The 23658-nt window shown below is 65.6% G+C and carries 23 protein-coding genes; 15 read left to right on the forward strand and 8 right to left on the reverse strand.

Going from position 1 to position 23658, the window contains the following annotated elements; all coding sequences use genetic code 11:
- Nucleotides 1–53 precede the first annotated feature (53 nt).
- The 4 genes from OSB52_RS04850 to dmpG all read left to right on the forward strand — a co-directional run bounded on the left by OSB52_RS04850 (nt 54) and on the right by dmpG (nt 3933).
- On the forward strand, nt 54–941 hold the full coding sequence (locus OSB52_RS04850) for a type IV toxin-antitoxin system AbiEi family antitoxin domain-containing protein (RefSeq protein WP_235725289.1): 888 nt from the start codon (nt 54–56) through the stop codon (nt 939–941).
- Between the two features lie 189 nt (nt 942–1130).
- The gene (locus OSB52_RS04855; protein ID WP_235725243.1) at nt 1131–1919 is read left to right on the forward strand and encodes a 2-keto-4-pentenoate hydratase; all 789 of its coding nucleotides are present in this window, start codon (nt 1131–1133) and stop codon (nt 1917–1919) included.
- A 41-nt stretch (nt 1920–1960) separates the two neighbouring features.
- Nucleotides 1961–2866 (forward strand): acetaldehyde dehydrogenase (acetylating), encoded by a 906-nt coding sequence (locus OSB52_RS04860; RefSeq protein ID WP_266060462.1) that lies wholly within the window; start codon nt 1961–1963, stop codon nt 2864–2866.
- On the forward strand, nt 2863–3933 hold the full coding sequence (gene dmpG / locus OSB52_RS04865) for a 4-hydroxy-2-oxovalerate aldolase (protein WP_266060464.1): 1071 nt from the start codon (nt 2863–2865) through the stop codon (nt 3931–3933). The genes OSB52_RS04860 and dmpG overlap by 4 nt, the downstream gene beginning before the upstream one ends.
- Nucleotides 3934–4892: 959 nt before the next feature.
- Here dmpG and OSB52_RS04870 read toward each other — a convergent pair.
- On the reverse strand, nt 4893–5693 hold the full coding sequence (locus OSB52_RS04870) for a VOC family protein (protein ID WP_266060465.1): 801 nt from the start codon (nt 5691–5693) through the stop codon (nt 4893–4895).
- Between the two features lie 155 nt (nt 5694–5848).
- Between OSB52_RS04870 and OSB52_RS24955 the strand changes: the two genes are divergently transcribed.
- The 3 genes from OSB52_RS24955 to OSB52_RS04885 are packed head-to-tail and all read left to right on the forward strand — an operon-like array spanning nt 5849 to nt 6977.
- Nucleotides 5849–6166, forward strand: coding sequence for a maleylpyruvate isomerase N-terminal domain-containing protein (locus OSB52_RS24955; protein ID WP_266060466.1), 318 nt, complete (start codon nt 5849–5851; stop codon nt 6164–6166).
- A complete protein-coding gene (locus OSB52_RS04880; protein WP_266060557.1) occupies nt 6049–6456 on the forward strand; it encodes a TIGR03086 family metal-binding protein in 408 nt (135 codons plus the stop codon). The genes OSB52_RS24955 and OSB52_RS04880 overlap by 118 nt, the downstream gene beginning before the upstream one ends.
- Nucleotides 6453–6977 (forward strand): hypothetical protein, encoded by a 525-nt coding sequence (locus OSB52_RS04885; protein WP_266060467.1) that lies wholly within the window; start codon nt 6453–6455, stop codon nt 6975–6977. The genes OSB52_RS04880 and OSB52_RS04885 overlap by 4 nt, the downstream gene beginning before the upstream one ends.
- On the opposite strand, the gene OSB52_RS04890 is transcribed toward OSB52_RS04885, so the two are convergent.
- From OSB52_RS04890 to OSB52_RS04900, 3 genes are all read right to left on the reverse strand, one after another.
- A complete protein-coding gene (locus OSB52_RS04890) occupies nt 6952–7455 on the reverse strand; it encodes a C40 family peptidase (protein ID WP_372512323.1) in 504 nt (167 codons plus the stop codon). The two genes, OSB52_RS04885 and OSB52_RS04890, sit on opposite strands and share 26 nt — an antisense overlap.
- A 267-nt stretch (nt 7456–7722) precedes the next feature.
- Nucleotides 7723–8124 (reverse strand): hypothetical protein, encoded by a 402-nt coding sequence (locus OSB52_RS04895; RefSeq protein WP_266060468.1) that lies wholly within the window; start codon nt 8122–8124, stop codon nt 7723–7725.
- Between the two features lie 4 nt (nt 8125–8128).
- Nucleotides 8129–9346, reverse strand: a complete 1218-nt coding sequence (locus OSB52_RS04900; protein WP_266060470.1) for a 3-ketosteroid-9-alpha-monooxygenase, oxygenase component — start codon at nt 9344–9346, stop codon at nt 8129–8131.
- Nucleotides 9347–9583: 237 nt separating this feature from the next.
- On the opposite strand from OSB52_RS04900, the gene hsaA reads away from it, so the two are divergent.
- The 7 genes from hsaA (at nt 9584) to OSB52_RS04935 (ending at nt 16198) form a co-directional block, all read left to right on the forward strand.
- On the forward strand, nt 9584–10771 hold the full coding sequence (gene hsaA, locus OSB52_RS04905; protein WP_266060471.1) for a 3-hydroxy-9,10-secoandrosta-1,3,5(10)-triene-9,17-dione monooxygenase oxygenase subunit: 1188 nt from the start codon (nt 9584–9586) through the stop codon (nt 10769–10771).
- Nucleotides 10772–10831: 60 nt separating this feature from the next.
- Nucleotides 10832–11740 (forward strand): iron-dependent extradiol dioxygenase HsaC, encoded by a 909-nt coding sequence (gene hsaC, locus OSB52_RS04910; RefSeq protein ID WP_266060473.1) that lies wholly within the window; start codon nt 10832–10834, stop codon nt 11738–11740.
- Between the two features lie 16 nt (nt 11741–11756).
- Nucleotides 11757–12329, forward strand: a complete 573-nt coding sequence (gene hsaB / locus OSB52_RS04915) for a 3-hydroxy-9,10-secoandrosta-1,3,5(10)-triene-9,17-dione monooxygenase reductase subunit (RefSeq protein ID WP_266060560.1) — start codon at nt 11757–11759, stop codon at nt 12327–12329.
- A gap of 79 nt (nt 12330–12408) precedes the next feature.
- Entirely contained in the window at nt 12409–13602 is a 1194-nt protein-coding gene (locus tag OSB52_RS04920) for a hypothetical protein (protein ID WP_266060474.1), read from the forward strand.
- Nucleotides 13599–14393: an SDR family oxidoreductase gene (locus OSB52_RS04925; RefSeq protein WP_266060475.1), complete on the forward strand. Its 795-nt coding sequence runs from the start codon at nt 13599–13601 to the stop codon at nt 14391–14393. Before OSB52_RS04920 ends, OSB52_RS04925 begins: the two co-directional genes overlap by 4 nt.
- Nucleotides 14386–15531, forward strand: a complete 1146-nt coding sequence (locus OSB52_RS04930) for a sulfotransferase family protein (protein WP_266060477.1) — start codon at nt 14386–14388, stop codon at nt 15529–15531. The genes OSB52_RS04925 and OSB52_RS04930 overlap by 8 nt, the downstream gene beginning before the upstream one ends.
- Before the next feature lie 49 nt (nt 15532–15580).
- Nucleotides 15581–16198, forward strand: coding sequence for a TMEM175 family protein (locus OSB52_RS04935; RefSeq protein WP_266060478.1), 618 nt, complete (start codon nt 15581–15583; stop codon nt 16196–16198).
- 9 nt (nt 16199–16207) lie between these two features.
- On the opposite strand, the gene OSB52_RS04940 is transcribed toward OSB52_RS04935, so the two are convergent.
- Nucleotides 16208–17233 carry a LacI family DNA-binding transcriptional regulator gene (locus OSB52_RS04940; RefSeq protein WP_235725257.1) on the reverse strand — a complete coding sequence of 342 codons (1026 nt, stop codon included), beginning with the start codon at nt 17231–17233 and terminating at the stop codon, nt 16208–16210.
- A gap of 67 nt (nt 17234–17300) precedes the next feature.
- Between OSB52_RS04940 and OSB52_RS04945 the strand changes: the two genes are divergently transcribed.
- Entirely contained in the window at nt 17301–18761 is a 1461-nt protein-coding gene (locus OSB52_RS04945; protein ID WP_266060479.1) for an MFS transporter, read from the forward strand.
- A 98-nt stretch (nt 18762–18859) separates the two neighbouring features.
- Here OSB52_RS04945 and OSB52_RS04950 read toward each other — a convergent pair whose 3' ends face one another.
- Genes OSB52_RS04950 through OSB52_RS04960 form a run of 3 tightly spaced genes read right to left on the reverse strand, consistent with a single transcriptional unit; the run spans nt 18860 to nt 23642 of the window.
- Nucleotides 18860–20119 (reverse strand): alpha-hydroxy acid oxidase, encoded by a 1260-nt coding sequence (locus OSB52_RS04950; protein ID WP_277614889.1) that lies wholly within the window; start codon nt 20117–20119, stop codon nt 18860–18862.
- A 2-nt stretch (nt 20120–20121) separates the two neighbouring features.
- Entirely contained in the window at nt 20122–21609 is a 1488-nt protein-coding gene (locus OSB52_RS04955; protein WP_266060481.1) for a rhamnulokinase, read from the reverse strand.
- The gene (locus tag OSB52_RS04960) at nt 21606–23642 is read right to left on the reverse strand and encodes a bifunctional aldolase/short-chain dehydrogenase (RefSeq protein WP_266060483.1); all 2037 of its coding nucleotides are present in this window, start codon (nt 23640–23642) and stop codon (nt 21606–21608) included. Before OSB52_RS04960 ends, OSB52_RS04955 begins: the two co-directional genes overlap by 4 nt.
- Nucleotides 23643–23658 lie beyond the last annotated feature (16 nt).

Here is a 23658-nt window from a genome sequence, read left to right on the forward strand (position 1 = left end):
GCACAGCGTGCCGGGGCGGGGAACCGGTCGGTGGGCTGGTGCGTCAAAATCGGGTGAAGTTGAGCAAGCAACTCCGCCAGTTCGCGCTCGAACGTGATGGGGTGGTGACCGCGGCAGAGGCCGATGTACACGGTCTCGACAACTCGGCGCTGCGCAGGCTGGTTGGGTCGGGCGATTGGGTGCGGGAGGCCTACGGCATCTACCGTCTCGCCGATCACCCGGTCACCCCGCGCAGCACGATCCGTATCGCGGTTCTCAGAATGGGTGGCACCGCGATTCTGTCCGGACTGGGTGCCGCCTACTGGCATGGCGTCGCCAACTCGCCGCCGGCGACCGTCACGGTCACCGCCACTCCCGGTGGCCACGTGAAGCGTGTACCCGGCGTCCGGGCTGTTCGTCGTCGTCTCGATGGTCGTGATGCGGTCGAACGTTCCCACCTCATGGTGACGGGATTGCCGTTGTCCGTTCTCGAGGGCGCAGTCGAAGGCGACGTATCCGTTCTAGATCGGGCACTGCTCCTGCGCCGTGTGTCCGAGCGGCAACTTCGGGCCGTGTACGACAGGAGGCGCGGGACCGTCGGGGCGACGGCGATGGGACGCCTGCTCGAGGGCGTCGGCTCGGGCGCGCGCTCCTCGGCCGAGCGGTTGACGGTCGGTTTGTTCGAATCGGCCGGCATCACCGGTTGGATCGCCAACTATTCGAGCGGGCGGTACATCATCGATTTCGCGTTCGTCGCCGAGCGTGTCGCTGTCGAGATCGACGGAATGGCCTATCACCGTGACGCCGATGCATTCCAGAACGACCGCACTCGCCGCAATGACCTCATCGCCGCCGGCTGGACGGTACTCAACTTCACCTGGAACGACCTCGTCAACCACCCCGACGACGTGATCGCCAGGGTCGTGGCTGCGCTCTCGGCCGCTGCCTCCACGCAGGTGTAGCGGGAATCGTCGCCGGGAGCCGATTCCCGCTACATCTGCCGCGTGGTCAGAACGGTGTTGGCTCCCACTGAGTGATCGGGGACGGGCGAAGGGTGCCCGTTGTCTGGTGGGGTTGATGGCGGGGGCATGTCGCACAACTGCAACATGTTCTAAACTAGAACACGTTCTTTCTACCGAGAAGGAGACCACGTGGCGGTCGACCAGGCAATACGCGAGCAGATCGCGGCCGATCTGTGGAACGCGGAGCAGTCGGCGGTGGCGATCGATCGGCCTACGGACTCCCACGCGGGCCTCGACGTCGTCGACGCCTACGAGATCCAGCTGATCAACATCCGCAAACGCCTGGACGCCGGCGCGAAGGTCGCCGGGCACAAGGTGGGCCTCGCGTCGGAGGCCATGCAGAAGATGATGAACGTCGACGAGCCGGACTACGGGCATCTGCTCGACGAGATGCAGTACTTCGAGAAGACCCCGATCGACGCCGCGAAACTGTGCTTTCCGCGGGTGGAGGTCGAGGTCGGGTTCATCCTCGGCAAGGACCTACCCGGTGCGGGATGTACCAACGACGACGTGATCGACGCCGTGGAGTGGGTGGTGCCGTCGATCGAACTGATCGACTCGCGGATCACTGATTGGAAGATCACGCTGTGCGACACGATCGCCGACAACGCGTCGTCGTGCGGTTGGATCCTGGGGGAGCAGCGTGTCCCGATCAGCGAGATCGACACCGGCGACATCGACGCGGTGTTGCACCGTAATGGGGAGATCGTGGCGAAGGGCAATTCGTCGGCGGTGCTCGGCCACCCGCTCAATGCTGTGTCGTGGTTGGCGCGCAAGGTGGAGAGCTTCGGGGTGCGGCTGCGCAAGGGAGATGTGATTCTGCCTGGTACCGCGACCCGTGCGATCGATATCAGCTCGGGTGACCATTTCGTGGCCGAGTTCGCCGGCCTCGGGTCGGTCACTCTCGATTTCGACTGACCATCAACGACTTTCGACATGTCAAGAAACAGGAGGCGCACGTGGCAGCCAAGCTGACCGCAGCGATCATCGGGTCGGGCAACATCGGCACCGACCTGATGTACAAGCTGCAACGATCCGAGGTCATCGAACCCCGCTGGATGGTCGGCATCGACGCCGACTCGGAGGGCATGAAGCGAGCCGCCGACCACGGACTGATCACCATGAGTGGCGGTGCCGACGAGTTGCTCGGCTCCTCGGACAAGCCCGATCTGATCTTCGAGGCGACCTCGGCCTACGTGCATCGTGAGTACGCGCCGAAGTACGAGGCAGCCGGGATCACCGCTGTCGACCTCACTCCCGCGGCGGTCGGGCCCGCAGTGGTCCCTCCGGCCAATCTGCGTGAACACCTCGATGCGCCCAACACCAACATGATCACTTGTGGTGGGCAGGCGACGATTCCGATGGTGCATGCGGTGTCCTCGGTCGTGCCGGTGCCGTATGCGGAGATCGTCGCGTCGGTCGCATCGGTCTCGGCCGGGCCGGGTACCCGCGCCAACATCGACGAGTTCACCAAGACCACGTCGAAGGGTATCGAGACCATCGGCGGCGCCGTGCGCGGCAAGGCGATCATCATACTGAATCCGGCCGATCCGCCGATGATCATGCGCGACACCATCTTCTGTGCGATTCCCGAGGACGCCGACACCGACGCGATCGCCGAGTCGATCCACAAGCGTGAGAAAGAGATCCAGTCGTATGTCCCGGGCTATCGGCTGCTGCAGGACCCGCAGTTCGATCCGCCCTCGGCCATCAACGGCGGCCACGCCCGGGTTTCGATCTTCGTCGAGGTCGAAGGCGCCGGCGATTTCCTGCCGCCGTACTCGGGCAACCTCGACATCATGACCGCCGCCGCCACCAAGGTCGGCGAGGAAATCGCGAAGACCAAGTTGGGAGTCTCGGCATGAGCACAGTGGACCTGATGGCCAACGCCCGCAAGTACTCCGACACCCTCCACATCCGGATCACCGACTCGTCATTGCGCGACGGCAGCCACCACAAGCGTCACCAGTTCACCGAGCAGGAGGTACGTGACATCGTCGGCGCGCTCGACGCGTCGGGAGTGCCGGTGATCGAGGTGACCCACGGCGACGGACTCGGTGGATCCTCGTTCAACTATGGCTTCTCCAAAACCCCGGAACAGCAACTGATCAAGGCCGCCGCAGAGACAGCGAAGCAGGCCAAGATCGCGTTCCTGATGCTGCCCGGACTCGGCACCAAGGACGACATCCGGGCTGCGCAGGACAACGGTGGACAGATCTGCCGCATCGCCACCCACTGCACCGAGGCCGACGTGTCGATCCAGCACTTCGGGCTCGCCCGCGATCTTGGATTGGAGACCGTCGGATTCCTGATGATGAGCCATTCGCAGCCGCCCGAGAAGCTGGCCGAACAAGCCCGCATCATGGCCGACGCGGGCTGCCAGTGTGTGTACGTGGTCGACTCCGCAGGCGCACTGGTCCTCGAGGACGTCACCTACCGTGTGCAGGCGCTACGAGCCGAACTCGGTGATGATGCGCAGATCGGTTTCCACGGGCACGAGAACCTCGACATCGCGGTCGCCAACTCCATCAACGCCATTCGAGCCGGCGCGCAGCAGATCGACGGGTCGATCCGCCGCTTCGGTGCCGGCGCCGGAAACACGCCGACCGAGGCATTCGTCGGGGTGTGCGACAAGTTGGGTATCACCACCGGGGTGGACTTCATGAAGATCGCCGACGCCGCCCAGGATGTGGTGCGACCGGCCATGCCGTCGGAATGCCTCGTGGATCGCTCGGCGATGATGATGGGCTACGCCGGCTGCTACTCGAGCTTCCTCAAGCACGCCGAGGGGCACGCCGAACGCTACAACGTCTCGGCCGCCGAGATCCTGCTCGAGGCCGGCAACCGCAAACTCGTTGGTGGGCAAGAGGACCAGCTGATCGACATCGCGCTGGAGCTCAAGAAGAAGCAGGACGCGAACGCGGGGGTCTGACGCTTCGGCGGCCTTGCGCGGGCCGTCTTGGTCGCGCGGGTCGGTTCGGTCCGCGCGGGCCGTCGACGGCTTGCGCCATCCGAGCCGACCAGCAGGCCCGCCCAGTCGTAGTCGGTGCGTGCGATGAGAGTGCCGTCCTCGTCGACGACCTCGTGCTGAAGCCGCGGAATCGGGAGCCCGGCCTCGATCATCTGGACGCGTCCCCACGATTCACCGGGGTTCTCCGACAATCCGTCCGCATGGTGCAGAGCACGTCGTGCGTGCTGTGCTCCACGGCGCTTTCCGCGGAGCATCCCAGCCATCACCTCACCATCGGCTCCGTTGCGTATCGCGGAGTCGAAAATGGCGAGCGCACCGGCGAAACCCATGGAACTCGTGCACGCCACGTCGACCGCGGTGCGGTCGATCGACGTCACACGGATGCCGTCGACCTCGACGATGTGGTCGTCGTTGAGTGTGCCGACGTGTCGATGCTGGGTGGCGGTGCGGTAGCCGCCGTCCGGGTTGCCGGTGGTCATGTGCACGCGTCGTAGGTTGGGTTTCAGTATCTCCAAACCGTGGACGGTGGCCGCCGACTGATGGCTCAATACGGGCGTGACCTCGCTCGTGACGGCCGCCGCGATGGCCTTGAGTCTGTGCCACTCGCTCGGTGTACGCGTGGCTGCGGGCACACAGACGCCCCGTGCTATCGACACCGTCTCCTTCTGTCGCAGTGAGTGTCGGTAGTCGTCGTCGGAGAACTGGGCGGCGAGGACGGCGGCGCGGTGAATCAGGCCGTGGCGATCGGTGGGGAAGGGTGCCATAGAAGTTGGACGCAGCACAGCACGGATCGGTGCCATCGTATTCACAACGCGGGTGGACCTTGATGGCGCAGGTCGGCGCGGTCCGCGCAGGCCGTCGACGACTCGCGCCCTCGGAGCTGACCCGCGCAAAGCCTGCGCCGATCGATAGCCCGACGGCTACCCCTCCCAACCGGCCGGCGGGTGCCCCAGACAGAACACCGCCCCGAACGGGTCGGTCACTGCTGCAAGAGTGCCGTAGGGGGTTTCCTCGCCGGCCATCATCACCCCACCGCCGAGCGACTCGACCTGCTTCACCGTCGCGGCCACGTCGTCGACGGTGATGTAGACCTGCCAGAACGATGGCACCTCGGCAGGGAACAGCTTGGCGGCGTCCATGATCCCGGAGTAGGAGCTCTCGCCGACGAACACCTGTCCGTAGAAGTCAGGGCCCACCGCGTCCGGGTCGCCGCCGGTGCCGACCTCTTCGATCCTCGCGCCGATGACGTCGGTGTAGAACTCGATGGATTTCTTGTAGTCCTTGCTCTGGCACTCGAACCAGTACGGTGTCCCGTGGGTGCCCCATTCCAGGAAGCCGGGATGGGTGTTGGGCTTCCACCAGCCGATCACCGCACCCGCGCTGTCGGTGGCGACCATCATGGTGCCCATGTCGCCGACATCCATCGGCGGCACCATCATCGAACCGCCCGCCTTCTCCACGGCCGCGACGGTGGCGGCCGGATCGGCGCTGTGCAAGTACACCGACCAGATGTCGGACGGACCGGACGGGTCCATCACAGGTCCACATCCGGCGACCCGTTTGCCGTTCTTGAGGAAGTTGCGATAGCCGGCGAAGTCGGGATTGGCCGCCTCCGCTTCCCACCCGAAGATCGCGCCGTAGAACTCGGCGGCCTTGTCGGGGTCACTGCTCATCAGATCGAACCAGATCGGTGCGCCGATCGGTGCCGAGTAGTCGCTCATCATGCATCCTTTCGAGGATTCGGGATAGAACACCACTGCTGACCTCAAGCGTGACCGAAAGTCATCGCAGGCACGCCGCGAACCGGCAGACCGATGAAAAACGGCCCGCCGATCGGTCGACACCGATGAGTGGAACCGACGTGAGGAGTACCGACATGCCCAACGACACCACCCACGCCCGGCAGATCTCGGTGGCCGCCGACGAGATGATCGCGATGACGGACCCGATCACCGATGCGATGCTGCGCCGCCCGAGTCCCTGCGCCGAGATGGACCTGGCCGCGTTGCTGGGCCACGTCGACGGGTTGTCGCAGGCGTTCGCCGCGGCCGCAAGAAAGGACTTCGGCCCGCTGACATCGACGCCGCCGGACCCGGCGCACAGCGAGCTGGCACCGGACTGGCCCGATGCGCTGCGTCGTCATGTGCGGGATCTCGCCGACGCATGGAACACTCCCGGGGCCGGGACGGTATGACACAGGCCGGCGGTGTCGAGGCCCCGGCCGAGGTCATGGGCACCATTGCCCTGTCGGAGCTGGTGCTGCACGGCTGGGATGTGGCACGCGCGATCGGCATCGACTATGCGTTGCCCGAGGAAATCCTCCAGGTTGTGTTCGACTTCCACCATCCGCCGGGCCCGCAGAGCGAGCGGGACGGAATGTTCGGGCCCGTCGTCGCTGTCCCCGACGACGCCCGTCTCATCGACCGACTGGCCGGTCTGACCGGCCGCGATCCATTCTGGCCGCATGGCACCCTGGAGGAATGAGCGACGGAGCCGACCGGGCACGAGCCACGATCCGTCGATTCACCTGGCCGATCGCTGCACTCGGTGGATTGCTGTTGATCGGCTTCAGTCTCGTCCCGTGGGGGATCTCCGACGAAGGAGTGCAGCCGTCGATCACCGGACTCGGCCGGGTTCGGGTGCCCGGCGCCACCGCCGAGGATGTCGCATTTCTCGAGGAGCACACCCTGCGTCCCGGGCTGTGGACGGTGACGTTCGGGGCGATCATCACGGTCGTGTCACTCCTTGCGTGGTGGCGCCCGCGACTGCGGTGGCCGGCGGTGGCGGTCGTCGGGCTCGGTGCCGTCGCGACGTTGGCGGTGACGATCCCGGCACTGGCCGATCCCGGGGGGCATCTGTTCGACCAGCAGGTGCAGGATGCGATTCGGGTGGAGTCACCGTTGGTGGACGTGGGTTACGGCCTGCTCGGCATCCTGATCGTCGCGATAGCGCTCATCGGACTGGTGGTGGCGGCCGCCCTCACCCCAGCCGACGGATCGTCTTGATGTACGACCAGTGATTCAGCGGGGTGAACCCGATCGGTGCCCCGTTGGGCCCATAGGCGTTGAACACCTGACCGAAGCCGGCGTAGATGCCGACGTGGCTGGCGTCGCGATAGAAGATGATGATGTCGCCCGGGGCCAGCGCTGACAATGGGATCGCATGGCCGACCCGCGCCTGCTCCTGACTGGTTCGCGGTAGTCGGATGCCGGCGGTGGAGAACGCCCACTGCATCAGACCGGAACAATCCCATGACCACGGGCCCGTCCCACCCCATTTGTAGGGTCGCCCGACCTGGGTCATGGCAGCAGAGAGCGCCTGCATACCTGCCGGTGTCGGGATGGGGAGGTAGATCTCGACGGAGCCGGAGGAGCCCGATGAGCCGGTGTCGGCCATCGCCGGAGTGCCTACTCCGAAGCCGACGCCCACCACGATGCCGGCCGCGCACAGCGCAGCGACAAGGCGGCGTCGGATGTTGTGCATGACATCAGAGTGACGGACGGTGCTGCGCTTGTCTCAAGTTTCGATTGAGAGTGGTGAAGAAATTTGTGACCACATGTGCTCGGTGCCGTCCCAACTGTGGTCGCGGGTCCCGAAAAGCGCCCCATAGAAACGCCCGGGTGAGCCCTTCCGTCGACATAATGTTCGCGGCGGCTCTGGCGGGGGCGCATCTGTGGGGCGCTTTCCCGAGGGCGGGGATCACGCTGGGCGCCCGAGATCGCAGAGCGCGCGGAGACGGGCGGCGTGGACTCACCAGTACCCGTCGGGGTCGCTCTCCGGCGACTCGGGCGGGATGATACCCTCGGCCACGCCGTGGTCGATACTGGCCGACAGCCGCGGGCACGTCGGCATCATCGCGCCCGGCAACAAGGCCTTGCCCCCGTCGTCGGCTTGCTCGAGTTCGTTGCAGCGCTCGCGGGCGTCGGCGGTCCACTGCACGCTGGTGTGGAACGTGCTGGTCTTCTTGACCAGCACGCACGCATGACACGACCGGCACTCGATTTCGCGCATCCCGCCACGTAGATAGTGTGCGCGATCGCGTTCGGTGGCGGCGTGCACGGCAGCCAGGCGCTCGGGATCGTCGTCGAAGTCGGGGGCCTTGGCCCAGCCACGACCTCCCGACGCCACCTGGCGCGCGGCCGCCCGTGTCATCGCCTCACACCTGCGCCTTCTCTGTGGGCTCGGCCGCCGGCGCCCCGGACTCTTCGGCAGCCTCTTCCTCCTGGCGCCGCAGGTTCTCCTCGATCTCCACGCCCCAGCTCTCCAGGGCCTTCGACGTGTCGATCTCGTATTCGAAGCGCTGCGTCATCTCCTCGTCGACATCGGCCTTGTCGACGTAGAACTGCTCGTACCAGCGGCGCAGCTGATAGACAGGTCCGTCCTCCTCGACGAGGAGTGGATTGTCGATGCGCGTCTTGTTCTTCCAGATCTCGACGTCCTGCAAGAATCCGACTTCGACGCCGGCGGTGATCTTCGACGCCATCTTCGCGGCCTGTTCGGCGGTCAGGCCCTCGGGAACCTTGGCCATCACGCCGTACATCAGCACGAACGAGTTCTCGTCGATGGGGTAGTGGCAGTTGGTCAGGATCGTCTCGATCGCGAAACCGCCGTAGTACTGCACCATCGGGTTGAGCATGTACGACGGGCCGTAATACGCGGCGATCGACTCCAGCCGGCTGTCACCGTAATTGGTGCCGAGTGTGACGTCCGGTCGCCCGTGCGAGTTCATGTACTGCGCGGCGACCTCGCCCTCGAACACGTTCTTGAAGTAGTCGGGCAGGGCGAAGTGCACATAGTAGAAGTGCGCCATGTCGACGACATTGTCGATGATCTCGCGGCAGTTGGAACCCTCGATGACGATGCGATTCCACGTCCACGGAGTCCACTCGTCGGAGCCGACCTCGTCGAGCTCGGGGATGATGCACTCCTCGGGCGGCGGGTTGCCCTCGGGATCGTTGTAGACGAACACCTGACCGTTGCGGGTCATCGTCGGCCACGCTCGGGTCTTGGCGAGCTTCGGGTTGCGCTTGGCGTAAGGAACGCCGGCGCAGCGGCCGTTGCCCTTCCACAACCAGCCGTGGAATGGGCATGCCACGTTGTCGCCCTTGACACTGCCCTGCGAGAGGTCTCCGCCCATGTGTCGGCAGTAGGCGTCGAGGACGTTGATCTCGCCCTTCGAATCGGCCCACACGACCAACTTGGTGCCGAAGATGTGCACGGAGTGCGGCTTGCCGTCGGTGAAGTCGTCGATGAGGCCAAGGCAGTGCCAGCCGCGCGCGAACCGGGTCGGGGGCGTGCCGGTGTCGATCTCGCGAACGGCGACGTCGTCGCCGTGGGCGGTGACGCCTGCGGTCGCCTCGGGGGTCGCTGACATCCGTTACTCCTGTTCTGGCGTGTGATTCGCTCGTTCCGCTCGAATCGGTACGGTCTCAATACTAGAACATGTTACAAAAATGACGAGTCGATCGCTGCATGTGGCGGTGATTAGGACCAGCAAATGGGCCCAAAGTCCCAGTGCTCGACATAAATGAGAACGTGTTCTAATCTCATCAGCAGATGGGAACCAGGGGCGGCCGCCGAGGTCGTCGAGCAACGAGTAGGAGCGGGCGAGATGCCAGCACATCAACGTAGCGAAGCGGCCGAACAGGTCCTGGAGAAGATCAATGCTCTCCTCCCCGAGATCGAGCAGCGCGCGCAGCAGACCGAGGATCTGCGGCGCATCCCGGACGAGACGGTGTCGAGCCTCGAGGGTGCCGGCTTCTTCAAGCTGATGCAGCCCGAGCAGTGGGGCGGCCATCAGGTCGACCCGGTGACTTTCTACGAGGCGGTGCGTCGGATCGCGTCCGCATGCGGTTCCACGGGCTGGGTCTCCGGGATCATCGGCATCCACAACTGGCATCTGGCCCTGTTCGACCAGCAGGCGCAGGAAGATGTGTGGGGTGCCGACACCAACGTCCGTATCTCGTCGTCGTACGCGCCGATGGGGATGGGCGAAGTGGTCGATGGTGGGTACAAGGTCAACGGCTCGTGGGCGTGGTCGTCGGGCTGTGAGACCGCCGATTGGGTGTTCGTGGGTGGCCCGGTCATCAAGAACGGCAAGCCGGTCGACTTCGTCAGCTTCCTGATCCCGCGCAGCGACTACACGATCAAGGACGTGTGGAACGTGGTGGGCTTGCGGGGCACCGGATCGAACACCATCGAGGTCAAGGATGTGTTCGTGCCGCGTCACCGGATGCTCAGCATGCGGACCATGAGCATGGGGCAGAGCCCCGGACTCGAGCAGAACACCGCACCGGTCTACAAGATGCCCTGGGGCACAATTCATCCGAGCACCATCGCCACTCCCATCGTCGGCATGGCCTACGGCGCCTACCACGCCCACGTCGAACATCAGGGAAAGCGGGTGCGTGCCGCCTACGCCGGTGAGAAGGCCAAGGAGGATCCGTTCGCCAAGGTGCGGATCGCTGAGGCGGCCAGCGACATCGACGCCGCATGGCGGCAATTGTCGGGCAACCTGCAAGCGGAGTACGATCTGATCCTTGCCGGTGAAGAGATCCCGATGGAATTGCGGTTGGCTGCGCGCCGGGATCAGGTGCGGGCCTCGGGCCGGGCGATCTCGGCAATCGACCGCCTCTTCGAGAACTCCGGGGCGCACGCGTTGGAGAACGGCACCCCCATCCAGCGATTCTGGCGCGACGCGCACGCCGGCCGGGTACATGCCGCCAACGATCCGGAGCGGGCGTACGTGGCATTCGGCAACGGCGAGTTCGGGATTCCCATCGGCGACACGATGGTGTGACTCCTCGTGAGGTGGAGGAACACGTCCCGCTGGTGCGTGACAATCTAGAGGAGTCAACAGATGAGTGACAGTCCGATCCGATCCCTGGGATACATGCGGATCGAGGCGACCGACGTCGATGCCTGGCGCGAATACGGCCTGAAAGTGCTCGGCATGGTGGAGGGCAAGGGGCTCACCGAGGGTGGGCTCTACCTGCGGATGGACGACTTCCCAGCGCGGCTGGTGATCGTTCCGGGCGAACACGACCGTCTCGATGTGTCCGGCTGGGAGTGTGCGAACGCCGCAGCGCTGCAAGATGTTCGAGATCGCCTGTCGACGGCCGGGGTGGTGTTCCGCGAGGCCAAGGATTTCGAGCTCGCGGACCGTCGGGTGGTCGAGATGATCGTGTTCGACGATCCCGCCGGCAACACCCTGGAGGTGTTCCACGGCGTCGCACTGGAACATCGGCGGGTGGTGAGCCCGTATGGCCACAAGTTCGTCACCGGCGAGCAGGGGTTGGGGCATGTCGTGCTGACCTGCGACGACGACAAGGCTGCGCTGGCCTTCTATCACGACGTGCTCGGCTTCGCACTGCGTGACTCGATGCGCCTGCCGCCGCAGGCCGTCGGACGCGAGGAGGGGGAGGAGTCGCCATGGCTGCGATTCCTGGGCTGTAACCCGCGTCATCATTCGCTGGCATTCCTGCCGATCCCCAACAGCACCGGCATCGTGCACCTGATGGTGGAGGTGGAGAACTCCGACGACGTCGGCCTCTGCCTGGATCGCGCGTTGCGCAAGAAGGTGAAGATGTCGGCGACTCTGGGTCGCCATGTCAACGATCTGATGCTGTCCTTCTATATGAAGACGCCCGGTGGGTTCGACATCGAATTCGGTTGCGAGGGAAGAACAGTCGACGACAACGAATGGATCGCCCGGGAGAGCACCGCGGTCAGCCTCTGGGGTCACGACTTCACAGTCGGGTTCAAGTGAGATGACCAGCACCGACATGACCCGCACGCCGTACGGTTCGGCCGACTTCGACAGTCGCCAGTTCCGCACCGCGATGGGTCAGTTCTGTACCGGTGTCACCGTGATCACCACGACCGACGCAGACGGTGGCCCGGTGGGCTTCGCCTGTCAGTCGTTCGCCGCGTTGTCGCTCGACCCGCCGTTGGTGCTGTTCTGCCCCAAGAAGTCGTCGCGGAGCTGGAAGGTCATCGAGGAGAACGGAAAGTTCTGTGTCAACGTGCTGTCCAACCGGCAGCAGGACGTGAGCGCGGCCTTCGGAGCTCCCGGCGACGACAAGTTCCGCCATGTCACCTGGGACCCGTCGCCGGCCGGGCTGCCGGTCATTCGGCACGCCCTGACCTGGGTCGAGTGCGACGTGGAACGGGTGACCGACGGCGGCGACCATCACATCGTCATCGGTCGCGCGCTGACCCTCGGTGAAGTGTTGCAGGACAAGCCGTTGCTGTTCTATCGCGGCGGCTACCTGTCGACCGAACACCCGCGCGTGACACCGGCGCAAGCCGAACTGGAGAACTTCCTCACCTGGACCGGAGGCGATACCTGGCTATGATCTCGATACGGCTCCTCACTCCGTTCGTCGCCTACTCGATCATCGGGTTGGGGTACGAGTGACCGATCAATCCGAAGTTGTGTCCCATTCGATTACCCCGCCGGTCGGCGTCACCGCGCCGCTCACCGACGCCATCGCCGAGGCCGAGCAAATGATAGCGTCGGCGGACTTCGTGAACAGCGAACAAGACCTTGCCGAAGGGTACGACTACCTCGCCGGCAGCATCGCAGCCATCGTGCAGCTCGTCCGGTCGCGACAGAAGAGCCACCCGAACTTCATCACGTCGACGGGCCCGACCACCAAGATGGGGCTCGACAACCCGGACACCCTCTACTATCACGCCGACCTGGAAGACGGTGGTACCTACGTCGTCCGCGGACATCGTGGCAGCACAGCGGATCTCAGCTTTCAGGTGCTCACCGGGGACTACACGCCGTCGTCGGTCCCCGGCGGCGACGACGCCTTCGACGACCGGCGCATCCCGATCGACGCCAATGGCGACTTCGAGATCACCTTCGGCCCGCCCATCGAGGGCGAGCGACCGGACTACTTCGTACTCGCCGACGGCGCCTCGATGCTGTCGGTTCGAGAGGTGTACAGCGACTGGACGCAGCACAAGGGCGCCATCTGGATCGAACGACTCGACACCGCGGGCACGGCACCGACCGAACCCGACCTCGCGCGGGTGACGAGACGTTACGCCACCGCAGGCAAGATGCTCACATCGCGGATCAACACCTGGTTCAACTTCCCCAAGTGGTTTTACCTCGACGAACCGGTCAACACCTTCACCACGCCACGGCTTACGCCAGGCGGATTGGCGACCCAATATTCGTCGGTCGGGCACTTCCGACTCGCCGACAACGAGGCAATGGTCATCACCGTTCCGAAATCGTCGGCCCCATATCAAGGCTTCCAGCTGGGCAGCATGTGGTACATCTCGCTGGACTACGTCAACCACCAGACCAGCCTCAACTCGGCACAGGCACAGGTGGACCCCGACGGCATGATCCGGATGGTGGTGTCGCGCCGTAACCCCGGCATCGCGAACTGGATCGAGACCACCGGCCGCACCAGCGGCATCATGCAGTTCCGGTGGCAGCGGACCGATCAGCCGATCACGACCGACGACGGCCCGAGAGCTCAGGTGATCGACATCGGCGATGTGGCGCAGCATCTGCCCTACCTGTCCCACAACACGGTCGACGCGGCCGGCTGGGCCGAGCGTATTGCGGCGCGTCAGCGCGCGTTCGCGGAGAGGATGCTGCTGTGAGCGGTAGCGGATTGCTCGCCGACAAGGTCGTCGTCGTGTCCGGGGTCGGACCTGGTCTGGGTCGGTCGATCTGCCTGCGCGCTGCGGCGGCGGGCGCACATGTGGTGCTCGCCGCACGCACCGAGTCCCGGCTCAAAGAGGTTGCCGCCGAGATCGATGCGCTCGGCAGGGGCGGGCGGTCCTTCGTGGTGCCGACCGACATCTCCGACGACGACGCGGTCGACGCCCTGGTGTCATCGACGATCGACGAGTTCGGCCGCGCGGATGTGCTGGTGAACAACGCGTTCGCGCTGCCGTCGATGAAGCCGCTCGCGCGTACCGACTTCGACCACATCACCGCGAGCCTGGAGTTGACCGTGCTGGGCACGCTGCGGGTCATCAAGGCGTTCACCGACCGGCTGGCCGACGTCGACGGCGCCATCGTCAACATCAACTCGATGGTGATCCGCCATTCCGAACCCCGATACGGCAGCTACAAGTTGGCGAAGTCGGCCCTGCTGGCGATGTCGCAGACGCTGGCGACCGAGCTGGGCGACAAGGGTATTCGCATCAACACCGTGGCGCCGGGATACATCTGGGACGACCAGCTGAAGTGGTACTTCGGCGAGATCGCGAAGAAGTACGACATCACGCCCGAGCAGGTTTACGAGCAGACCGCGAGCAAGTCTGACCTGAAACGGTTGCCCGAGCCCGACGAGATCGCCGAGGCCGTGGTGTTTCTTGCCTCACCGATGGCCAGCGCCATCACCGGACACACCCTCGACGTGAACTGCGGGGAATACCATGACTAGTGTCGCACCTCGGCGCGACGTCGGAACTGTCGACGATCTGCACGAAGCGGCCACCCGGGCAACAGGTCTCGACGACTTCGGCGATCAGGACTACCTGCCGGCCCTGGAAGTCTTGCTGGAATCGTATGCACGCGATGCCGATCTCACGGAGATAGGCAGCAAGATGTTCCGCTTCTTCCTCAAAGGCGCGCTCATCGCACGCCTGCTGTCGGAGTCGTCGTGGAAGAACAATCCCGCGTATGCGGAGGTTTCCCTGACCCGTCCGATCTTCGTCACCGGGCTGCCGCGCACCGGAACCACCGCGCTGCACCGCCTGCTGACCGCAGACCCCGCGCACCAGGGTTTACAGATGTGGCTGGCGGAGTTCCCGCAGCCGCGTCCGCCCCGGGACAGTTGGGCGTCGAACCCGATCTACCAACAGATCGACGCCGGACTCGAACAGCATCACGTCGACAACCCCGAGTTCATGGGCTTGCACTACATGAGCGCGGCCGAGGTCGAGGAATGCTGGCAGCTGTTGCGCCAGAACGTCATGTCGATCTCCTATGAGTCGTTGGCCTACCTGCCGACCTACTCGCGGTGGCTGGCCGAGCAGGATTGGAGCCCGGCCTATGCGCGACACCGTCGCAACCTGCAGATGATCGGTCTCAACGACCCGGACAAGCGCTGGGTGCTCAAGAATCCCAGTCACATGTTCGCCCTCGATGCGCTGATGGCGGCCTACCCCGATGCGTTGGTCATCCAGACCCATCGCCCACCCGAGACCATCATCGCGTCGATGTGCAGTCTCGCGGAGAACGCGACACCGGGATGGTCGAACACTTTTGTCGGCGACACGATCGGTCGCACGCAGTTGGAGTTGTGGTCGCGTGGGCTCCGTGAGTTCGAGGCCGCGCGACGCAAGTACGATCCGGCACAATTCGTCGACGTCGACTTCGCCGATCTTCGTGCCGATCCCTTCGGCACCGTCGAGCGGGTCTATGCAGCGCTCGGCGCCGACTTCACCGACGACGCCCGAGCGGCGATGGTCGCCCTCGACGACGAGAGTCGGTCGGGGGATCGCAAACCGCAGCACCGGTACAGCCTTGCCGACTACGGGCTCACCGACGACGCGGTCGCGGCGGCGTTCGCGCCCTGACCGGAATTTTCGGAGGCGGACCCGCAGGACTCACCGTATGGTTGCGCCCATGTCCGAATACCAGTCCCGGCGCACCGAGGAGGGGTTCCGGCGGCTGATCGCCTTCTCCGACGCGGTGGTGGCGATCGCGTTGACACTGCTGGTGCTTCCGCTCGCCGACATCCCCGACGAGATCGCAGACGAGACCTCGGTCGGCACGGTTCTGTCCGATCACCTATCTGACATCGTCAGTTTCGCCGTCAGCTTCATCGTGATCTGGGTGCTCTGGCGCAACCACCACCGGATGATGGAGAACTTCCGGGCCTACGACAAGGTGCTGTTCGAGCTTCACTTCGTGTGGCTGCTGACCATCGTGATCTTGCCATTCGTGACTGCGATGATGGACAACCGTCATGTCGATCGTGCCAACGCCGCGTACATCGGCGTGCTGGCGGTCTCCATCATGTCGCTGGTGGCGATGACGGCGTGGGGTCGGCGACATCGGGAACTGCTGATCGCCGGGGAGGACACCGAGGATTGGCTGGCCCACCGGTCCGGGGTGGGTACGTTGCTGTTGCTGATGGTCGCGTTGATCATCGCCATCGTCGTGCCGGACGCTGATGTGTGGCCGCTACTGCTCCTGTTGCTGTCCGGCCCGCTGGAGAACCTGTTACGCCGCTTTCGGTGACTCGCACCCTCACTGGTGCCCTGCACCGAGTGTCGATGCCCGGGCGACCAGTTGGGGCTGGAACACGGGATTCGACGGGGTGTGGCGATGTGGTGAATCCGAGGCCGCCGCGAGGAGCAACTCCACGGCCGTGGCGCCGATCCGTGCGGTTGGCTGTCGGATCGACGACAGCGGCACGACCGCCGAACGGGCGAAGTCGATGTCGTCGTACCCGATCAGCGAGATGTCCTCGGGTACCCGCACCGAGCCGCCCATCATCGTGAACGACTGCAGCACACCCATGGCGACGAGGTCGTTCGCGCAGAACACCGCGTCGGGTCGTTCGGCCGGGCGCCGGCGCTGCAGTTCGTCGCCGACGCCGCGTCCCGCGAGCACGCTCAGGGTCGGTGTCTCGATGACCTCCAAGCTCGCCCCGGGCACCGCCGCGATCGCGGCCTCGGCCCCGCGGCGGCGGTCGGCCACCTGCCGCAGGGTCAACGGGCCGCCCACATAGGCAATCCGGCGACGGCCGAGCCCGCACAGATGGTCCACCGCCATCCGCCCACCTGCTATGTCGTCGACGGCGACCGAGTCGAATGGGGAACCGGTCGCGTCACGGTCGACCAACACCACCGGCGTTCCACGGCGACGTAACGCGTCGAGTCGTCCGAGATCGTCCCCCACCGGCGAGACCATCAGGCCGAACACCCGCTGCTCATCGAAGGTGTCGACGTAGGCGGACTCGCGGGACGCATCCTCATCCGAGGTACCCAGCAGCACCGTCAGGTCGTGGTCACCGGCCTCGCGTTCGGCCGCGCGCGCGATGTCGGTGAAGAACGGGTTGCCGACGTCGAGCACCACCAGCCCCACACATCGCGACCGTCCGGCGCGGAGTTGGCGGGCGGCGTCGTTGCGCACGAAACCGAGACTGTCGATTGCTGCCTGGACCCGCGCAACCGTCGACGGGGACACCTTGTCGGGGGAATTGAGCACGTTGGAGACCGTGCCGACCGACACCGACGCCGCGGTGGCGACGTCGCGCATGCTCACACCCATGAGTTCATCTCACCAGATAGGGCTCGGGGAACCGACCCGACACGGTCGGCGATGGTTGACTACAGACATGGCCACACCCGGCGACCCGTTCTCCGACCAGTACCAGCCGGACCCCCGACGCTGGAAGGCACTCGCCGTCTGTCTGGTCGTCGGATTCATGACACTCCTCGACGTATCGATCGTCAACGTCGCTCTGCCCTCGATCGAACAGGGGATCGGCGCATCGTCGGCCGACCTGTCGTGGATCGTCTCCGGGTACGCGCTCGCGTTCGGGTTGGTACTTGTCCCCGCCGGCCGGGTAGGCGATGCGCGCGGCCGCAAGACGACCTTCCTCGTGGGGCTCACACTGTTCGTCGTCGCATCGGCGGCGTGTGGGCTCGCACAGGGACCGATGACGCTGGTGATCGCCCGGTTGGTCCAAGGCGTGGCCGGCGGCATCCTGTCCCCACAGGTGTCCGGACTGATCCAGTTGTTGTTCCGCGGAGCCGAACGTGGCCGTGCCTTCGGCATGTTCGCGGCCACGATCGGCATCTCCACCGCGGTCGGGCCACTGTTGGGCGGTGCCCTCATCCAACTCGGCGGCGCCGAGCACGGCTGGCGGTGGGTGTTCTTCGTCAACGTCCCGATCGGCGTGGTCGCATTCGTTGCGGCACTTCGACTGATCCCGGCTCGGCCGGCCGAAACCAAACAGGCCCTGCGGTTGTCGTCGTTCGACCCGGTCGGCGTGGTTCTTCTCGGCGTGGGTGTGCTCAGTCTGATGCTGCCGATGGTGCAGGCCCAGCAGTGGACCGGAGATGCGAAATGGCTGCTGCTGATCATCGCCGCGGTGTCCATCGCGGCTTTCGTGATGTGGGAACGACATCAGGGTCGACAAGGGCGTCAACAGCTTGTCGATCTGTCGTTGTTCACCATTCGCTCGTACAGTCTGGGATGCATGATCGCCCTGGTGTACTTCGCCGGTTTCACCACGGTGTTCTTCATCTATACGCTGTATGTCCAACAGGGGCTGGGATATTCGGCCCTGATGGCCGGCCTGGCGGTGACTCCGTTTGCGCTCGGCTCCGCGGTGTCGGCGCGTGTCGGCGGTGAGCTGGTCGAGAAGACTGGCAGGCCACTGGTGATCGTCGGACTTGCGCTCGTGTTCGTCGGCATGCTCACCACGGTGCTGGCCGCCTACCTCGTGCCGGGTCACAACGTCGGCTACGCTGCGGCGTTCCCGCTGCTGGTTGCCGGTGTCGGGTCCGGACTGGTGATCTCACCCAACCTGACCTTGAGTCTCGACAAGATCCCGGTGACCAAGGCCGGTATCGCCGGCGGCGTGCTGCAGACCGGGCAGCGTATCGGTTCGGCGGCCGGCATCGCACTGGTCGGCGCGGTGTTCTTTGGCCAGGTGGTGGCCACGCATGGAGATTGGGCGCACGCGTTCCGCTTCGGCCTGATGACCGCGGCCGGGCTGGTGTTGATCGCTTTGGTCGTCGGGCTGAGCGATCAGTTCGCGGAGCGGCGGAAGGTCGACGCGGCGGTGTAGGGGCGTATCGAGGCGCCGGCGGGGGTCTCGATACGCCCCTCACTCCGTTCGTCGCTGCGCGACCGGCGTTGGGCCGACGCTCGGCTCGCGGCCGAGTGCTACATGGCAGGTGGCTGGGACTGCACGTGACGATCGCGTGGCGCCAACCGTTGGAGTTGGGTGACGTGCGCCGGTGTCAGTTCGTCGAGCGAGGCGACTCCGAGTAGGCGCATGGTGCGGGTGATCTGCTCGGCGAGGATCTCGATCGTTCGGTTCACGCCGGCTTCGCCGCCGGCCATCAGGCCGTAGAGGTAGGCGCGGCCGATGAGGGTGAAGCGGGCACCCAGGGCGACCGACGCGACGATGTCGGCGCCGGAGGTGATGCCGGTGTCGAGGATGATCTCGGTGTCGTTGCCGACCTCGCGGGCCGCCTCGGGCAACAGGTGGAACGGGATGGGTGCGCGGTCGAGTTGGCGTCCACCGTGGTTGGACAGCACGATGCCGTCGACGCCGAGGTCGGTGACGGCTTTGGCGTCGTCGATGGTCTGGATGCCCTTGACGACCAGTTTGCCTGGCCACTGGCGTGTGATCCAGGCCAGATCGTCGAAGGTGACGGTGGGGTCGAACATGGTGTCGAGCAGTTCGGCGACGGTGCCCGACCAGCGGTCCAGCGAGGCGAACGCGAGGGGTTCGGTGGTGAGGAAGTCGATCCACCACTGTGGCCGGGGCAGGGCGTTGAGTACGGTTTTCGCGGTCAATGCCGGTGGGATGGACATGCCGTTGCGTTTGTCGCGCAGGCGGGCACCGGCGACCGGTACGTCGACGGTGACCAGCAGGGTGTCGTAGCCGGCGTTGGCGGCGCGTTCGACCAGTGCCATCGAGCGTTCGCGGTCTTTCCACATGTACAGCTGGAACCAGTTGCGGCCCGACGGGTTCGCGTTTTTGACGTCCTCGATGGAGGCGGTGCCCATCGTCGACAGTGAGAAGGGGATGCCGGCGTGGCCGGCGGCGCGGGCGCCGGCGTATTCGCCTTCGGTCTGCATCATGCGGGTGAAGCCGGTCGGTGCGATTCCGAAGGGTAGTTCCGAACGTCCGCCCAGGATGGTGCACGAGGTGTCGACCTTGGACACGTCACGCAGGATCGCCGGGTGGAATTCGATGTCGGCGAACGCTTGGCGGGCCCGGGCGATGGACAGTTCGGCTTCGGCTGAGCCGTCGGTGTAGTCGAACGCGGCCTTCGGGGTGCGGCGTTTGGCGATCGTGCGCAGATCGTCGATGGTCAGCGCGGCGTCCAGACGCCGCTTCTTGGCGTCGAACTGCGGCTTCTTGAACTGCATCAACGGCGCGAGATCTGCCACCTTGGGAACTCGACGTTTCATGATCATGCCTTTCCTGCCCCGACCGCGTCGCGGCGCGGGGGCACGTGCGTGCGGCGGGGAACGTAGTGTTGCGGCGGGAAGCGGTCGGCGACGATGTGGCGCATCGCCTCCAGGTCACCGTCGATGAGGTCATGGGCGCGCGCGGTGATCAACACGTTGCCCAGCGCGGTCGCCTCGACCGGCCCGGCCAGCACGGGTAGACCCAGACGGTCGGCGGTCAGCTGACACAACAACCGGTTCTGCGATCCGCCTCCGACGAGATGTACTGTCTGCACCGTTTTCCCGGACAGTGTGGCGGCCCGCTGCACGGTCTCGGCGAACGCCGCGGCGAGGCTTTCGATGATGGCCCGCACCATCTCCGGAAACGTCATCGGCGGCCGCATGCCGCGTTCGGCGTACCAATCCCGGATACGCCCGGGCATGTCGCCGGGCGGTAGGAATCGCGCGTCGTCGGTGTCGAAGACGTCGAACGCCGGTGTGACATCGGCGGCCTGGGCGAGCAGTTCGGACAGATCTGCCCGGTAGCCGTCGCGCTGATAGTGCCGCACCGTCTCACTGAGCAGCCACAGGCCCATCACGTTGTGCAGATAGCGAATCCGGCCGTCGGCGCCGACCTCGTTGGTGAAGTTGGCCTTCCATCCGGCACGCGAGACGTTTGGTGACTCGAGTTCCACACCCACGAGACCCCAGGTGCCGCACGAGATATAGGCCGCCGACGATGGGTCCATGGGGATCGCCGCAACTGCGGAGGCGGTGTCGTGTGAGGCGACCGCGGTCACGTGTGGCGCGTCGGCCAGCCCCAACCGGTCGGTGACCTCGGGAAGCAGCGATCCCAGATCGGATCCGGTTTCCACGATCTCGGGAAACAGCCCGACCGGCAGATTCAGGCGCTCCATCATCGCGGTATCCCACTGGCCGTTGATACCGAGCAGCCCGGTGGTCGAGGCGTTCGTGCGTTCGGTGCCGCGGCGTCCGGTGAGCCAGTAGGCGAGCAGGTCGGGGATGAGCAGCGCGCTGTCGGCGTGGTCGAGCAGGCCATCGCGCTTCTCGGCGGCCAACTGATACACGGTGGTGAATGGCAAGAACTGCAGCCCGTTACGCACATACAGATCCGCCGGGTCGAGTTCTGCGTGCACCGCCTTCACACCGGCGGCGGTCCGGTCGTCACGATAGTGATGCGGCAGCCCCAGCATGCGTCCGTCGCGCAGTAGTGCGTAGTCGACGGCCCAGGAGTCGATTCCGATCCCGACGAGGTCGTCGGATCGGCGGCCGGCTTCGGCCAGTCCGGCGCAGGCCTCGCGGAACAGGCCGGGCACATCCCAGTGCAGTGCCGTCCGTCGGCCGTCGAAGAGGTGGACCGGGTCGTTGCCGAACCGGGCGACCTGCTCGAGTTCGAGCCGGCCCGGCGAGATGTCGGCGAGCATGACACGTCCGCTGGTCGCGCCCAGGTCGATCGCGGCGACCTGGGCCGACCGGTCAGAGCGCCTCATCGCAGGAATGCGGCCGCGACGCCCGCGTCCACCGGCACGTGCAGACCGGTGGTGTGCGAGAAGTCCGAGGTGCACAGCGCGAACGCGGCGTTGGCGATGTTCTCCGGTAGCACCTCGCGCTTGAGCAGGGTGCGCTGCGCATAGAACTTGCCCAAGTCCTTCTCCTCGACGCCGTACACCGCGGCGCGCTGGGCGCCCCACCCGCCGGCGAAGATCCCCGAACCACGCACCACACCATCGGGATTGATGCCGTTGACCTTGACGCCGTGCTCGCCGAGCTCGGCCGCGAGCAGCCGCACCTGGTGGGCCTGGTCGGCCTTGGTGGCCGAGTAGGCGATGTTGTTGGGGCCGGCGAAAACCGAGTTCTTCGACGAGATGTAGAGGATGTCGCCGCCGAGTTTCTGGTCGATCAAAGCGCGGGCAGCGGCCTTGCTCACCAGGAACGAACCGCGCGCCATCACGCTGTGTTGGAGATCCCAGTCGGCGGCGGTGGTGTCGAGCAACGATTTCGACAACGACAGCCCGGCATTGTTGACCACGAGGTCGATGCCACCGAAGGCGAGCACCGTGGCATCAATCGCCTCCTGCACGGCAGCTTCGTCGGTGACGTCGGCGGCTACACCGATCGCCACGTCTGTCGACCCGATTTCCTCGGCCGCGGCCTGGGCCTTCGCGGCGTCGAGGTCGGCGATGACGACGCAGGCACCTTCGGCGGCGAGACGCGCAGCGATTGCCTTGCCGATACCCGATGCCGCACCGGTCACCAGCGCGATGCGGGTGGCCAGGGGTTTGGGCTTGGGCATGCGGGCGAGTTTGGCCTCCTCGAGTGCCCAGTACTCGATGCGGAACTTCTCCGATTCGTCGATGGGTGCGTAGGTGGAGACGGCTTCGGCCCCGCGCATCACGTTGATCGCGTTGAGGTAGAACTCACCGGCCACGCGTGCGGTCTGCTTGTCCTTGCCGAAGCTGAACATGCCGACGCCCGGGATGAGCACGATCGCCGGGTCGGCACCGCGCATCGCGGGGCTGTCGGCGGTGGCGTGCCGATCGTAGTAGGCGCGGTAGTCGGCGCGGTAGCTCTCGTGCAGTTCGGCCAGACGCTGCTTGCTCTCCTCGATCGTCGCCGATGCGGGCAGGTCCAACACCAGCGGCTTGACCTTGGTGCGCAGGAAGTGGTCCGGGCAGCTGGTGCCGAGCTCGGCCAAGCGCGGATGTTCGGAGGCCGCCAGGAATTCCAGCACTGGGTCGACGTCGGTGAAGTGACCGACCTGCGGACGGTCCACTGAGGCGAGGCCACGGATGAAAGGCGCCAGCGCAGCAGCCTTGACGCGACGCTCGTCGGCGGGCAATGCGCCGTAACCGTCGAGCTGCGAGCCGAACGGCTGCGGGCGACCGTTGGCGCTGATGTAGCGCTCGGCGGACTCGATGATCTCCAGCGAGTTCGCCTCGGCTTCTGCGGAGGTGTCTCCCCACGCGGTGATGCCGTGACCGCCGAGGATGCATCCGATGGCCTGCGGGTTTGCCTGCTTGATCGCGGCGATGTCGAGGCCGAGCTGGAAGCCCGGTCGGCGCCACGGCACCCACACGACGCGGTCGTCGAAGATCTTGCGGGTCAACGCCTCCCCGTCGGCGGCGGTGGCGATCGCGATGCCGGAATCGGGGTGCAGGTGGTCGACGTGTGCGGCGTCGACCAGGCCGTGCATGGCGGTGTCGATGGACGGGGCGGCGCCGCCCTTGCCGTGCAGGCAGTAGTCGAAGGCGGCGACCATCTCGTCCTCACGCTCGAGGCCGGGGTAGACGTCGACGAGCGCGCGCATCCGGTCTAGCCGCAACACAGCCAGCCCTTTGTCGGTGAGCGTGCCCAGATCTCCGCCGGAGCCCTTGACCCACAGGAGGTCGACGTCCTCGCCGGTGACCGGGTCGGTGTCGGTGCCCTTGGCCGAGGTGTTGCCGCCGGCGTAATTGGTGTTCTTCGGATCGGCGCCGAGGCGGTTGGACCGCGCGATGAGTTCGGTGACGGTGGGGTTGGTCATGAGTTCGGTTCTCCTC

The sequence above is a fragment of the Gordonia aquimaris genome (assembly GCF_026262595.1).
Taxonomy (GTDB): domain Bacteria; phylum Actinomycetota; class Actinomycetes; order Mycobacteriales; family Mycobacteriaceae; genus Gordonia; species Gordonia tangerina.

What these genes read in the sequence shown, in the direction of transcription:
- dmpG (WP_266060464.1), top strand. Translation starts at nt 2,863, where the DNA reads ATGAGCACAGTGGACCTGATGGCCAACGCCCGCAAGTACTCCGACACC.
- OSB52_RS04870 (WP_266060465.1), bottom strand. Translation starts at nt 5,693, where the DNA reads ATGAGCGACTACTCGGCACCGATCGGCGCACCGATCTGGTTCGATCTG.
- OSB52_RS24955 (WP_266060466.1), top strand. Translation starts at nt 5,849, where the DNA reads ATGCCCAACGACACCACCCACGCCCGGCAGATCTCGGTGGCCGCCGAC.
- OSB52_RS04885 (WP_266060467.1), top strand. Translation starts at nt 6,453, where the DNA reads ATGAGCGACGGAGCCGACCGGGCACGAGCCACGATCCGTCGATTCACC.
- OSB52_RS04890 (WP_372512323.1), bottom strand. Translation starts at nt 7,455, where the DNA reads ATGCACAACATCCGACGCCGCCTTGTCGCTGCGCTGTGCGCGGCCGGC.
- OSB52_RS04895 (WP_266060468.1), bottom strand. Translation starts at nt 8,124, where the DNA reads ATGACACGGGCGGCCGCGCGCCAGGTGGCGTCGGGAGGTCGTGGCTGG.
- OSB52_RS04900 (WP_266060470.1), bottom strand. Translation starts at nt 9,346, where the DNA reads ATGTCAGCGACCCCCGAGGCGACCGCAGGCGTCACCGCCCACGGCGAC.
- hsaA (WP_266060471.1), top strand. Translation starts at nt 9,584, where the DNA reads ATGCCAGCACATCAACGTAGCGAAGCGGCCGAACAGGTCCTGGAGAAG.
- hsaC (WP_266060473.1), top strand. Translation starts at nt 10,832, where the DNA reads ATGAGTGACAGTCCGATCCGATCCCTGGGATACATGCGGATCGAGGCG.
- hsaB (WP_266060560.1), top strand. Translation starts at nt 11,757, where the DNA reads ATGACCCGCACGCCGTACGGTTCGGCCGACTTCGACAGTCGCCAGTTC.
- OSB52_RS04930 (WP_266060477.1), top strand. Translation starts at nt 14,386, where the DNA reads ATGACTAGTGTCGCACCTCGGCGCGACGTCGGAACTGTCGACGATCTG.
- OSB52_RS04935 (WP_266060478.1), top strand. Translation starts at nt 15,581, where the DNA reads ATGTCCGAATACCAGTCCCGGCGCACCGAGGAGGGGTTCCGGCGGCTG.
- OSB52_RS04940 (WP_235725257.1), bottom strand. Translation starts at nt 17,233, where the DNA reads ATGGGTGTGAGCATGCGCGACGTCGCCACCGCGGCGTCGGTGTCGGTC.
- OSB52_RS04945 (WP_266060479.1), top strand. Translation starts at nt 17,301, where the DNA reads ATGGCCACACCCGGCGACCCGTTCTCCGACCAGTACCAGCCGGACCCC.
- OSB52_RS04950 (WP_277614889.1), bottom strand. Translation starts at nt 20,119, where the DNA reads ATGAAACGTCGAGTTCCCAAGGTGGCAGATCTCGCGCCGTTGATGCAG.
- OSB52_RS04955 (WP_266060481.1), bottom strand. Translation starts at nt 21,609, where the DNA reads ATGAGGCGCTCTGACCGGTCGGCCCAGGTCGCCGCGATCGACCTGGGC.
- OSB52_RS04960 (WP_266060483.1), bottom strand. Translation starts at nt 23,642, where the DNA reads ATGACCAACCCCACCGTCACCGAACTCATCGCGCGGTCCAACCGCCTC.